Annotated in this window: 10 protein-coding genes and 3 tRNA genes; 11 read left to right on the plus strand and 2 right to left on the minus strand. The window is 37.2% G+C overall.

The annotated features are described in order from the left end of the window. The first annotated feature begins 80 nt into the window (after positions 1 to 80). Together lon and WCP78_RS03430 are read left to right on the plus strand one after the other, a co-directional pair. Positions 81 to 2504: an endopeptidase La gene (gene lon, locus WCP78_RS03425; RefSeq protein ID WP_336279087.1), complete on the plus strand. Its 2424-nt coding sequence runs from the start codon at positions 81 to 83 to the stop codon at positions 2502 to 2504. A gap of 232 nt (positions 2505 to 2736) precedes the next feature. After that, positions 2737 to 3015: an HU family DNA-binding protein gene (locus WCP78_RS03430; protein WP_336279088.1), complete on the plus strand. Its 279-nt coding sequence runs from the start codon at positions 2737 to 2739 to the stop codon at positions 3013 to 3015. Between the two features lie 588 nt (positions 3016 to 3603). Here the strand turns inward: WCP78_RS03430 and trmFO are convergent. Continuing rightward, positions 3604 to 5001, minus strand: a complete 1398-nt coding sequence (gene trmFO / locus WCP78_RS03435) for a methylenetetrahydrofolate--tRNA-(uracil(54)-C(5))-methyltransferase (FADH(2)-oxidizing) TrmFO (protein ID WP_336279089.1) — start codon at positions 4999 to 5001, stop codon at positions 3604 to 3606. Between the two features lie 165 nt (positions 5002 to 5166). On the opposite strand from trmFO, the gene WCP78_RS03440 reads away from it, so the two are divergent. The 6 genes from WCP78_RS03440 (at position 5167) to WCP78_RS03465 (ending at position 10812) form a co-directional block, all read left to right on the plus strand. Continuing rightward, positions 5167 to 5249: transfer RNA gene (locus WCP78_RS03440), tRNA-Leu, on the plus strand. A gap of 131 nt (positions 5250 to 5380) precedes the next feature. After that, entirely contained in the window at positions 5381 to 6844 is a 1464-nt protein-coding gene (gene tig, locus WCP78_RS03445; protein WP_336279090.1) for a trigger factor, read from the plus strand. 129 nt (positions 6845 to 6973) lie between these two features. Further along, positions 6974 to 8473: an Asp-tRNA(Asn)/Glu-tRNA(Gln) amidotransferase subunit GatB gene (gatB, locus tag WCP78_RS03450; RefSeq protein ID WP_336279091.1), complete on the plus strand. Its 1500-nt coding sequence runs from the start codon at positions 6974 to 6976 to the stop codon at positions 8471 to 8473. A gap of 191 nt (positions 8474 to 8664) precedes the next feature. Then, a complete protein-coding gene (locus WCP78_RS03455; RefSeq protein ID WP_336279092.1) occupies positions 8665 to 9075 on the plus strand; it encodes an NADH:ubiquinone oxidoreductase subunit NDUFA12 in 411 nt (136 codons plus the stop codon). Between the two features lie 42 nt (positions 9076 to 9117). Beyond that, a complete protein-coding gene (locus tag WCP78_RS03460) occupies positions 9118 to 9516 on the plus strand; it encodes a DUF2155 domain-containing protein (RefSeq protein WP_336279093.1) in 399 nt (132 codons plus the stop codon). Positions 9517 to 10068: 552 nt separating this feature from the next. Continuing rightward, positions 10069 to 10812: a rhomboid family intramembrane serine protease gene (locus WCP78_RS03465; protein ID WP_336279094.1), complete on the plus strand. Its 744-nt coding sequence runs from the start codon at positions 10069 to 10071 to the stop codon at positions 10810 to 10812. Here the strand turns inward: WCP78_RS03465 and WCP78_RS03470 are convergent. Continuing rightward, positions 10802 to 11632, minus strand: a complete 831-nt coding sequence (locus WCP78_RS03470) for a TrmH family RNA methyltransferase (protein WP_336279095.1) — start codon at positions 11630 to 11632, stop codon at positions 10802 to 10804. The genes WCP78_RS03465 and WCP78_RS03470 overlap by 11 nt on opposite strands. Positions 11633 to 11836: 204 nt before the next feature. Here WCP78_RS03470 and WCP78_RS03475 point away from each other — a divergent pair. The 3 genes from WCP78_RS03475 to WCP78_RS03485 all read left to right on the plus strand — a co-directional run. Next, positions 11837 to 11920 (plus strand) — tRNA-Tyr (locus tag WCP78_RS03475). A 30-nt stretch (positions 11921 to 11950) separates the two neighbouring features. Continuing rightward, positions 11951 to 12024: transfer RNA gene (locus WCP78_RS03480), tRNA-Gly, on the plus strand. A gap of 147 nt (positions 12025 to 12171) precedes the next feature. Then, positions 12172 to 12298 (plus strand): GTP-binding protein (locus tag WCP78_RS03485; RefSeq protein WP_234924853.1); only part of this gene is annotated, 127 nt, incomplete at its 3' end.

Here is a 12298-nt window from a genome sequence, read left to right on the forward strand (position 1 = left end):
TTCGTGCATTGTAAAGAATTGGAGGATTTTATAAAGGCGGTTTGTGTAGTGGGTAGACCATAGCTACAGAAAGGAAAATTATGCAATATATTGATGAAAAAACGGGTGAGGTGAGAGAGGGGCTTTATGCTGTTTTACCTCTTCGCGATATTGTTGTCTTCCCGCATATGATCGTACCGCTTTTTGTAGGGCGAGAGAAATCAATTCGTGCTCTTGAAAAAGCAATGGCAGCCGATAAGCAAATACTGCTGGTCACGCAAAAAAATGCTTCTGACGATGATCCAAAATCAGAAGATATTTATGATATTGGTACGTTTGCCAATGTTCTTCAATTTTTAAAACTTCCTGACGGAACTGTGAAGGTTTTGGTTGAAGGTACAGCACGTGCAAAAATTAGTCAATTTACTGAAAGTAAGGATTACCATCAGGCTCTTGCCACTATTCCAGAAGAACTTGAAGAAGATGCCGTTGAGATTAAAGCGCTTTCTCGATCTGTGATTTCTTATTTTGAAAATTATGTAAAGCTTAATAAAAAGATTTCTCCTGAAGTTGTCAATGCAATTGGGCAAATCGATGATTCTTCTAAGCTTGCTGATACGATTGTTTCGCATCTGGTAATTAAGCTCTCGGAAAAACAGGAAATGTTAGCTTTATTGCCTATACGTGACCGTCTTAAGCGTATTCTGTCTTTTATGGAAGGAGAAATTTCTGTTTTGCAGGTTGAAAAGCGCATCCGTTCGCATGTCAAACGGCAAATGGAAAAGAACCAACGAGAATATTATCTTAATGAGCAGATGAAGGCTATTCAGAAAGAGTTGGGCGCTGGTGATGATAGTCGCGATGAATTATCTGAATTAGAGGAACGTATTACAAAGACTAAATTTTCGAAAGAGGCACGTGAAAAGGCTGTAGCAGAGTTAAAAAAATTACGGAATATGTCTCCTATGTCTGCAGAAGCAACCGTTGTGCGTAACTATCTCGATTGGCTTTTAGCGATACCTTGGGGTAAAAAGTCGAAGATTAAAAATGATTTGAATTTTGCTGAAAAAATCATGGACAATGAGCATTTTGGTCTTGAAAAAGTTAAAGAGCGAATTGTTGAATATTTAGCAGTACAAAGTCGAGCATCAAAGATCAAAGGCCCTATTATTTGTTTGCTAGGCCCTCCTGGTGTAGGAAAAACATCTCTTGCACGTTCTATCGCAAAAGCGACAGGTCGTGAATATGTTCGTATTTCATTGGGTGGGGTGCGCGATGAAGCAGAAATTCGTGGACATCGTCGGACTTATATTGGATCTATGCCTGGAAAAATTATCCAGTCCATGAAAAAGGCTAAAAAGTCTAATCCACTTTTTTTACTTGATGAAATTGATAAGATGGGGCAAGATTTCCGTGGAGATCCTTCTTCTGCTTTATTAGAAGTTCTTGATCCTGAACAAAATGGCACATTTATTGATCACTATTTAGAAGTGGAATATGATCTTTCTGATGTAATGTTTGTTGCGACGGCAAATACGCTTAGTATTCCAGGGCCGTTAATGGATAGAATGGAAGTTATTCGTATTGCTGGTTATACTGAATGTGAAAAAGTGGAAATTTTTAAGCGGCATCTTTTGCCAAAGGCTTTGAGAGATCATTGCCTCTCTAAAAGAGAGTTTAGTGTTTCTGATGATGCTATAAGCTCAATTATTCAATTTTATACGCGTGAAGCCGGTGTTCGTGGTCTTGAACGTGAATTAATGAAGATGGCACGTAAATCTGTCACAAAGATTTTTAAAACAGATCAAAAGTCTGTGAAAATTACTGGAGACAATATTGGTGATTTTTTAGGTGTTAAGCGTTATCGTTGTAACCAGATCGAAGGCGAAAGCCAGGTTGGTGTTGTTACTGGGCTTGCATGGACTGAAGTTGGTGGCGAATTATTAACCATTGAAGGTGTTATGATGTCAGGCAAAGGAAAGATGACGGTCACGGGGAATTTGCGTGACATTATGAAGGAATCAATTTCTGCTGCAGCATCTTATGTGCGTTTTCGTGCTATCGACTTTGGTATTGAACCACCACTTTTTGATAAACGCGATATTCATGTTCATGTTCCAGAAGGTGCTACGCCAAAAGATGGACCATCAGCTGGAATTGCAATGGTGACAGCAATTGTTTCGGTATTGACGGGGATAGCTGTGCATAAAGATATTGCGATGACTGGAGAAATTACTTTACGCGGGCGTGTTTTACCGATTGGTGGGCTAAAAGAAAAACTCCTTGCGGCGCTTCGGGGGGGGATAAAGAAGGTGCTCATTCCTGAAGAAAATGCAAAGGATTTGATTGATATTCCTGATGATGTCAAAAATAATATGGAAATTATCCCAGTCAATCATGTAAGTGAAGTCCTTAAACATGCTTTGGTTCGTTTTCCTGATGCTATTGAATGGACAGAATCTCCTGATGTTTCTGCAACTGTCAGGACAGAGAGCGATAATGGAGGAATACAAGTTGCCCATTGATTCATTATTTAGCTTGTCGATGTGGCATTTTTAAAAGCTATAGCAACCTATTTTTGAGTTTTTGTTTTGTTTTTTGTGAAAAAAAGTGAAAAAAACCGTGAATAACTGTGATTTTTGCTAAAAAACAATGTTTTGGATAAAAATAAGACTTCTGTTTGCTGTACTTTTAAATAAACTAATCAATGACGGGTTGGGTTATGTCGTTCGGTAATATAGGGAAAGGAAATATTCAATGAATAAAAGTGAATTGGTTAGCTCCGTTGCAGAAAAGGCAGGTGTTTCAAAAGCGCAGGCGGGTTCTATTGTCGACGCTTTTATCAATTCTGTAACAGAGGCTTTGGCTTCAGGAGATGATGTTCGTCTTCCGGGTTTTGGTTCTTTTGAAGTTTCTCATCGTGCAGCTACGAAGGGGCGTAATCCCTCAACCGGTGTTGAGATTCATATTCCAGCACGTTCAGTCCCTAAATTTTCTGCAGGAAAAGGTCTTAAAGAGGCTGTTAATAAAAAATAATTTGAACTGTTTTTAAAAAAACCCGGTTTACTTAAGCGGGTTTTTTTACGGCGTTTCTATTATATATAAAATTTTTAAGCGTGTGTTGGATTCAATTGTGATGAGCACTTTTTGAGTATATTTTTAGCGGTGAGATTTGTGTAGCAGTGTGTCATTTATTTCTGCATTGCAAAGTGCAATATTGGACTGTATGGGAAGTCTGATATTGAAAATATAGATTTTTATTACGCCAGAGGTTTCTTCTGCTTCTTATAGAGGGAGGAGTTAATGGTAACAGTTAAAAATATCAGTTATAGGATTTGATATATATTTAATTTGTACTGCTATAGGAGCGTACTTTGTATCTTTCTTTTTATATTACGTTTATTTGAAAGCCGTTTATATAATGTTCATTGTAGTAAAAATCTCTGAAGTTGCTCATACTATTCCAATAAATGATAGGCTATGCAGTAGTTTTATTGTTAAATAAGTCTGCCCATACCATAGGAGTTTTTGTATGGTAAATACGGGGTTTTTATGAGGTTAGAGGTAGATGATTGTTATCTAGATAAAATTCATAAAAATTTGAGACGACAATTGGTTTCGGAGCTATTTTTTTTCATTTGTTAACCACTTATTACAATCACTTAGAGCTCTGACAGTTATAGCTTGCCTTTTTGCTGATTTTTTTTCTTTGCTCGATAAGCGTTTTTCTGAGGGCTGAATAAAAGTAATAGGTGGAAAAAGACCAAAATTGATATTCATTGGTTGAAAAGATTGCTTTTCTGTTTCTGCAGTTGCGATATGTCCACCAGTAATATGGTTTAAAAGAGCTCCTAATGCTGTTGTTGAGGGCGGTAAGGAAGGGAAATTATGGTTATACTCAGCGGCAGCAAAGCGTCCAGCAAGGAGTCCTATTGCAGACGATTCTACATAGCCTTCACATCCTGTAATTTGTCCTGCAAAACGTAATTTAGGTCTTTGTTTTAAACGAAGGGCTTTATCAAGAATAATTGGGGAGTTAAGATAAGTATTGCGATGAAGCCCACCAAGGCGTGCGAACTCTGCTTTCTCAAGACCAGGGATCATTCTAAAAATGCGAACTTGTTCACTATATTTTAGTTTTGTTTGAAAGCCGACCATATTATAAAGAGTTCCAAGTTTATTATCTTGGCGTAACTGAACAACAGCGTAAGCTTTAACTTCTGGATTATGGGCATTCGTTAATCCGATAGGTTTCATGGGACCGTACCTTAGAGTTTCAAGTCCACGTTCAGCCATGACTTCGATTGGCAGACATCCATCAAAATAGGGTGTTTTTTCAAAGTCGCGAAACTCTACCTTTTCTGCATCTTTTAATGCTTGAACAAAAGCCTCATACTGTTCTTTATCGAGGGGGCAGTTAAGATAATCTTTTCCTGTACCTTCAAAACCAATTTTATCATAGCGAGATTGATGCCAACAAATATCCATATTGATACTATCGGTATAAATAATAGGTGCGATAGCGTCAAAAAAGGAAAGTTGTTCTGTCCCGATTATTGTTTGTACTTCTTGAGCGAGTGCTGGTGAGGTAAGGGGACCAGTGGCAATGATAATGTGATCCCAATCATTAGGAATTTTTCGAATCTCTTCACGTTTTATAGTTATAAGAGGATGAAGTTCAAGTGCTGTGGTTATGTGTTTTGAAAATTCATCTCGATCAACAGCGAGTGCACTTCCTGCTGGTATTCTATTAGTATCTGCGGCTTGCATAATAAAGGAGTTTGCTAATCGCATCTCAGCATGCAGAAGCCCTACAGCGTTTGATGATGAATCATCAGAACGAAACGAATTGGAACAAACTAGTTCTGCCAGCTTATCGGTTTTATGAGCATCACTTTTTTTGTGAGGCCGCATTTCATGTAAAATAACGGGAATTCCTGATTGAGCAATTTGCCAGCTTGCTTCACTGCCTGCAAGCCCGCCACCTATAACATGAATTGGAGTATTGAATTTATCTAACATAATATACTTTTAGCGAAAATGGTTTCTTCAGAAAAGCATAGATTTTGTTTCTTTTATTTGCAATAAGAATACATATTTATATTTTTGAATATATTATTTGCTTTTTTTCTCTAATTAATGGTATAGAAACGCCGCCTATATGAGGTTATCGGTTTATAAATTGGAGCGGATGTGGCGAAATTGGTAGACGCACCAGATTTAGGTTCTGGCGGGCGACCGTGGGGGTTCGAGTCCCTCCATCCGCACCAAAGAAATTCTTTTGATATTATGGATTTCTGCGTATTTGTAAGTCTGCTTCATGGTGATTTAACACGTGAGTGTTAAGATGTAATTGTTATCAGAGTGGATTATCCCTCTTTAGAAAAATGAAGGTTGTTTGATGCAGGTTACCGAGACGCTTAATGAAGGACTGAAGCGCGAAATTAAGATCGTGGTTCCGGCGAGAGATTTAGAAGAAAAATTAAATGAGCGATTGGGTGATGCCAAGGGTAAAGTCAGGATTAATGGCTTCCGTCCAGGTAAGGTGCCTACCGGATACTTACGTAAAATGTACGGCAAATCTTTTATGGCGGAAATTTTAAATGAGATAGTTAGTGATGCTCCCCGTTCTATTTTAGCTGATCGCAATGAACGCTCGGCAATGCAGCCGCAGGTTGATATAAATGAAGATGAAAAAATTTTAGATGGTCAAGCCGATTTTATTTTTAGTTTAAAGTATGAGGTTTTGCCAAAATTTGAAATTAAAGATTTTGAGCATATCGAAATTATTCGTGAAATTGCGGCTATTTCCAACCAAGAAATTGATGAACAAGTAGAGCGCGTTCTTTCTTCTACACGCAGTTACTCTGTGAAGGAAGGGTCTTCTGAAGAAGGTGATCGTATTACAATAGATTACCTAGGTAAACTTGACGGTATTCCATTTGAGGGTGGAGCAGATAATGATGCGCAATTAATTCTTGGGTCAAAACAATTTATTCCTGGTTTTGAAGAACAATTGGTTGGTGTAAAAGCAGGTGATACGATAACAATTTCTGTTAAATTTCCTGATAATTACAGTGCGGTGCATTTGGCTGGTAAAGACGCAGAGTTTGATATCACTGTTAAGTCTGTCTCTAAACCTGATGAGTTAAAGATTGATGATGAAGCAGCTAAAAAAGTTGGTTTGGAGTCTCTGGATCGTTTACGTGAAGTTGTTCGTGGGCAGATTGAAAGTCAATATGGCTCAGTGACACGTCAAAAAATTAAACGTCAAATTCTTGATGCTTTAGATGCTGATTATAATTTTGAGATTCCTGAAGGTCTGTTAGAAGTCGAATTTAATAATATTTGGAATCAGATTAATGCAGATTTTAAAAAGGCTGGTAGTAGTTTTGAAGATGAAGGCGTTACAGAGGAGCAGGCACGGGAGGAATATCGTGTGCTTGCACAGCGTCGTGTTCGTCTCGGTTTGGTGCTTTCTGAAATTGGCATGAAAATAGGTGTTCAAGTCAGTGATGAGGAACTAAAAGCGGCAGTTTTTGATCAGGTTCGTCAATATCCTGGGCAGGAAAAAGAGATTATGGATTTTTTCCGTAATTCACCAGAAGCTGTTGCAAATCTACGTGCGCCAATTTTTGAAGAAAAAGTTATTGATCATTTGCTGGCACATATAAAAGTTATAGATAAAGAAGTTACAGTTGAAGAGCTGATGAAAGAAGATGAAGAATCAGATTTAACTGAAAAAAAAGCTGTAAAGAAAAAATCAGCAGCTAAAGAAAAGTCAGCAGCTAAAGAAAAAAAAGTAGAGAAAGAAAAGAGTGTAGAGGGCGTTGTAGCTAAGAAAAAATCTCCTAAAAAAGGTTGATCTTTATTTTAACCTAACAAGCCCATTGAACTTGGGCTTGTCATATTAGATTTTTATTATGAGCTTGCACTTATAGTGTAATCTTAGGTAGCCATCGGGTATATTAAAAATATTGATAGTGGATTAGCAATGAGCATCATTGATACGCGTACACCTGATTCTAAACGTTTTATTTCTGGAGTTACAGGTGACTGGGAAGTCATCATTGGCATGGAAGTTCATGCGCAAATCATATCAAATTCAAAGCTTTTTTCAGGTGCGTCAACTGAATTTGGTGCTGAGCCGAACAGTAATGTATCGCTCATTGATGCTGCTATGCCTGGTATGCTGCCTGTTATTAATCAGGAATGTGTTCGCCAAGCTGTTCGAACTGGTTTAGGGTTAAAGGCTAAAATTAATCTGAAATCTGTTTTTGATCGTAAGAATTATTTTTATCCAGATTTACCGCAGGGGTATCAGATTTCCCAATTTCGATATCCGATTGTAGGTGAGGGGAAGGTTGTTATATCTGTTGGTCCAGATTCAAATGGCCAGTTTGAGGATATTGAGATTGGCATTGAAAGATTGCACCTTGAACAAGATGCAGGAAAATTAATGCATGATCAGCATCCCACCATGTCTTTTGTAGATCTTAATCGTTCTGGTGTAGCTCTGATGGAAATCGTTTCTAAACCAGATATGCGTTCATCTGATGAAGCCAAAGCTTATATGACAAAATTGCGTACTATTGTTCGCTATTTAGGCACTTGCGATGGCAATATGGATGAAGGTTCCATGCGTGCGGATGTTAATGTATCAGTTCGTCGTCCCGGTGAAAAATTTGGAACGCGTTGTGAGATTAAAAATGTTAACTCTATCCGCTTTATTGGACAAGCGATTGAGTATGAAGCGCGTCGTCAAATTGCGGTTTTGGAAAGCGGTGGTGTAATAGATCAAGAGACTAGGCTTTTTGATGCTTCTAAAGGTGAAACGCGATCTATGCGTTCAAAGGAAGAAGCGCATGATTATCGTTACTTTCCTGATCCTGATCTTTTGCCATTGGAATTTGATCAAACATTTGTGGATGCTTTAGCAGCAGGGTTACCGGAATTGCCTGATGAGATAAAAGCGCGTTTTATCAATGAGATGGGATTGACCGCGTATGATGCTTCCATTCTCGTAACAGAGAAAGCTATCGCTGATTATTTTGAAGAAGTAGCGTGTGGGCGTGATGGAAAAATAGTTGCGAATTGGGTAATTAATGATCTTTTAGGCGCTTTAAATAAAGATAATCGCGATATTGAAGAGACACCAGTGACGCCAAGTCAATTAGGAAGTATTATTGATCTTATTAAAGAAGGAACTATTTCTGGCAAAATTGCTAAAGATCTCTTTGAGATTATTTGGAATGAGGGTGGGAACCCGCGTCAGATTGTAGAAGCGCGTAATATGAAGCAGGTGACAGACACAAAAGCTATTGAGAAGGCTATTGATGAAGTCGTTGTCAACAATGCTGATAAAGTTATGCAAGCAAAACAAAAGCCAGCTCTGGTTGGCTGGTTTGTTGGACAAGTAATGAAGGCAACAGGTGGTAAGGCAAATCCTCAAATTGTTAATGAATTAATCAAGGTAAAACTTGGTATAGATTAATATAAATTTATAGGGTGGAGCAAAATTTATAAATATGATATTTTTAGAATTAGAAAATAAAATAGGATTTTCTATCAAATAAAATTATGACGCATTTTATCAATAGTTTTTTATTTTAAGCTCTTGTCAGGGTCATACTAAAATTGATTTCGAGGATTTATTTTTAGGTATTCTAAGAAATGGAATAGAGGATGGTGGGTTTTTTAAAGAAAATCTTTACATGGTGGAATGGTAGTACCGTTAGTACACGCTTCTTTACGTGGTGTGAAGGTAAGCGTATAGGAGAGGATCAATTCGGGAATACTTATTATGAAGGTAATTATCATAAAGATGGTTATCCGCGTCGTTGGGTGATTTATAAAGGCTATTCTGAAGCTTCCAGTATTCCACCAGGTTGGCATGGGTGGATTCATCATCGCTGTGATATACCACCTACACAAGAAAACTATCAGCCATATGAGTGGGAAAGATCCCATGTTGCAAATATGACAGGAACAAGTGCCGCTTATCGACCAAAAGGATCCATTATCCACAATAGTGATAGTTCCCACATGCATGAGGATTATGATGCATGGTCACCTACTAAAAGATTAGGAAATTAAGTTGTGGTTTGGACTGTTTTTTTATGCAATTGATTTGATATTATGGATTTTTTTGTATTGTCAGGATTGAAACGCGCTTATTATATTTCTTTAGTGGTAATTATAATAGCTCTATCTTTAATCAATGGGGTATGTGCTAAACGTGTTAGCAATGGAGTTGCTGTTTTTGCAGGTCTTGATAAAATTACTGGTCGGACTACTCGTTTTGAAGTTTCTCTCGGTGAGGTTTATCAATATGGTGCTTTGCAGGTGACACCACGAGTGTGTTATACGAGTTCTAAGGATGAACCAGCTCGTACGACTGGTTTCGTTGAGGTCAAAGAAGTTTCTCTAGATAAAAAGGTACGCCGTATTTTTACTGGTTGGATGTTTGCAGATAGTCCTGGCTTGAATGCTGTAGAGCATCCTATTTACGATGTGTGGTTAAAGGATTGTAAGTAAAATTTCTAAATTTACTAGTCTGATAATTTATTAGCCAGAATTAACACTAAAGCTAAAATTAATTTTTATTTTGTTGATTTTATAAGTCTTTCTTAGAAGTATTTTTAATTACAGGATTCAGGTTCTGTAACTTAAATTTCAGTCTGTGGTTCTTATGGTTGTTTTCGCGCACATCTAGCTATTAAAGGCAAATGATAAAGCCGTTATGAGCTGGCGTGTTTTTTAATAACGGCTTGGCTTTTTTATTTTGATGGGGAGATGAATTAATGAATTCGTACCTCGCCCATATCATGTTTACAATAGAAGTTCCATCTAATTTAAGTGAGAGTAGTTGAAGTTTTAGGATGGTATGGAAATTTTAAGGATGATGTTCTTGATATCCAGTTCTTAGAATATTTTTTATAAGCTATCGAATATTTTACGTAAAAATATTTGGTATTTAGGAGGTGGAGTTACAGTAATACTAGGCTGAGAAATTTTTTATTATCAAAACTGATATATCTGTTTTGTACAAAAATTATGAATTCTACAAAAATTATGAGATTTTATACAATGAAAGATACTGATTTCCCGGATGACAATAATTTATTATTACCAAAAAAGTATAAAGAATCATTATTAAATGTTCCGTTCATTATAGTTGCTTTAATAGCACTTTGTTTTTTGATTTATTTTGTTTCTCAGTATTTTTTTTCTGACCAGCTCTTCATTGAAAGTTTTAAATTTTTTTCATTTACACCAATGTTATTCAAAGGCGATCCTTTAGCTTTTTGTCATACCATTGTTAGTTATTCATTTATGCATGGTAGCTTTGAACATATTGCCATTAACATGGCTTGGCTTTTGGTTTTTGGATCTCCTTTGGTTAGACATTTTGGTAGTTTGCGTTTTTTATTTTTTTGGATATTAACAGCAATTATTTCTGCGTTAACTTATTTTATATTTCATCAAAATAGCATAGTATCGCTTGTTGGAGCATCAGGAGCTATTTCTGGAATGATGGGAGCGGTTGCACGTTATGATTCTTTTTTTACTCATTTGGGAGCTGCCAGTCCAGAGAATGAAAAAAAAATTGGAGCTTTATTATCTATTAAAAAAGCGCTTTGTTCAAGGAATGTCTTGAGTTACATTAGTGTATGGCTGATTATCAATTTTATTGTAGGTGTTTTTTCTTCTGTATTTGAAAGGGATAATGTCTCAATAGCATGGGAAGCTCATGTTGGTGGGCTTGTTTCAGGCTTTTTGTTGGTGGGTTTTTTTAATATTTCACAGGACAAATCAAAAGTCACTGCCTAAGGTATTTATGAGCTGCATAGAGTGCTAATGTTGCTGCATTCGAAACATTTAACGATTTAATATATCCAGGCATATCAAGGCGCGTCAATGTGCAAACAGTTTCACGTGTTTTCTTGCGTAGACCTTTACCTTCTGCTCCTAGGATAAGGGCAATTTTTTTTCCTCTTAACGCTGATTCTAAAGGTAAACTACCCTCTGAATCAAGTCCAAAGCTAATAAAACCTGATTTATGGAGCTCTTGAAGTGCTTCTGAGAGGTTTCGTACGGTGATATAATTTAGCAGTTCTAAAGCTCCAGAAGCTGCTTTAGCAAGAACGCCACTTTCTTGAGGAGAATGACGATAAGTGGTAATAAGTGCTTCAGCTTTAAATGCGACTGCAGAACGCATAATAGCACCAACATTATGTGGATCGGTAATTTGATCCATCACAATGACAAGATCGGTGTGTGTAAGTTCAGATAATTGGCATGGTTTAAGGGGATCAGTTTCCACAACAATGCCTTGATGAACTGCATCACTTCCAACAAGGGAATCAAGTTGTTTTGGTGAGCATAATGTTACTGGACAGGGTAAATCTGATTCGGGTATGCTTAAGCGTTTTAAGGCGTTTGGTGTACTATAAAGATGCCAAAAAACTCTTTTGGGGTTTTTTAAAGCCGCGCAAACCGAATGAATACCATAAAGGTGGACTCGTCCTTGTTTAAAGGAAAATCCTCTCTTCTTCGGGTGCGTTGCAGATGTGGAAAACAAACCTTTGGCATCGCGATATCGACGACGCAAACGAGCGTAATGAGAATTTTTAGATGTTTGTTCTTTCATATTTTTTTTATAGCGTATTAAGGATAAAAAGGGATAGAAAAAAATTATAATTCTAAATTATTATCAGGAAATTTGTATAAAATTGTATTTATTTTGTTGACAGATACGATCCTAATCGTCATAACCGCTCGGCAACCAGTTTAAATTAATTGATATTAAGTTTGGTTGTAGGTGTATTTTATCGTACAGCTTTATCGATGTAATGGAGGGGTGCCCGAGTGGTTAAAGGGGGCGGACTGTAAATCCGTTGCGTATGCTACGTTGGTTCGAATCCAACCCCCTCCACCATTCATCGAAGGAGAGTTTGAGTTAATTTATGCGGGTATAGCTCAATGGTAGAGCAGCAGCCTTCCAAGCTGAATATGCGGGTTCGATTCCCGCTACCCGCTCCAGAAAACATCTATGACAGTATAGATATTTTACCGGAAATTAAGCGGGATTTTCATTTAATAGTTGTAATTACTGGGTGATATATTAAACTGTTTGAATTCAATTATAAGGGTCTATTTTAGGTTCTAACAGACAAGAGATTGACAGCCATGGCAAAGAGCAAATTTGAACGTACGAAGCCGCATGTTAATATAGGTACGATTGGTCATGTTGATCATGGTAAGACTTCGTTGACAGCAGCGATCACGAAATATTTTGGTGAATTTAAAGCGTATG

The organism is Bartonella occidentalis, assembly GCF_037070875.1.
Classification (GTDB): Bacteria; Pseudomonadota; Alphaproteobacteria; order Rhizobiales; family Rhizobiaceae; genus Bartonella.

Excerpts from the sequence above, each read along its gene's own strand:
- lon (WP_336279087.1), top strand. The coding sequence starts at position 81 with ATGCAATATATTGATGAAAAAACGGGTGAGGTGAGAGAGGGGCTTTAT.
- WCP78_RS03430 (WP_336279088.1), top strand. The coding sequence starts at position 2,737 with ATGAATAAAAGTGAATTGGTTAGCTCCGTTGCAGAAAAGGCAGGTGTT.
- trmFO (WP_336279089.1), bottom strand. The coding sequence starts at position 5,001 with ATGTTAGATAAATTCAATACTCCAATTCATGTTATAGGTGGCGGGCTT.
- tig (WP_336279090.1), top strand. The coding sequence starts at position 5,381 with ATGCAGGTTACCGAGACGCTTAATGAAGGACTGAAGCGCGAAATTAAG.
- gatB (WP_336279091.1), top strand. The coding sequence starts at position 6,974 with ATGAGCATCATTGATACGCGTACACCTGATTCTAAACGTTTTATTTCT.
- WCP78_RS03455 (WP_336279092.1), top strand. The coding sequence starts at position 8,665 with ATGGTGGGTTTTTTAAAGAAAATCTTTACATGGTGGAATGGTAGTACC.
- WCP78_RS03460 (WP_336279093.1), top strand. The coding sequence starts at position 9,118 with ATGGATTTTTTTGTATTGTCAGGATTGAAACGCGCTTATTATATTTCT.
- WCP78_RS03465 (WP_336279094.1), top strand. The coding sequence starts at position 10,069 with ATGAAAGATACTGATTTCCCGGATGACAATAATTTATTATTACCAAAA.
- WCP78_RS03470 (WP_336279095.1), bottom strand. The coding sequence starts at position 11,632 with ATGAAAGAACAAACATCTAAAAATTCTCATTACGCTCGTTTGCGTCGT.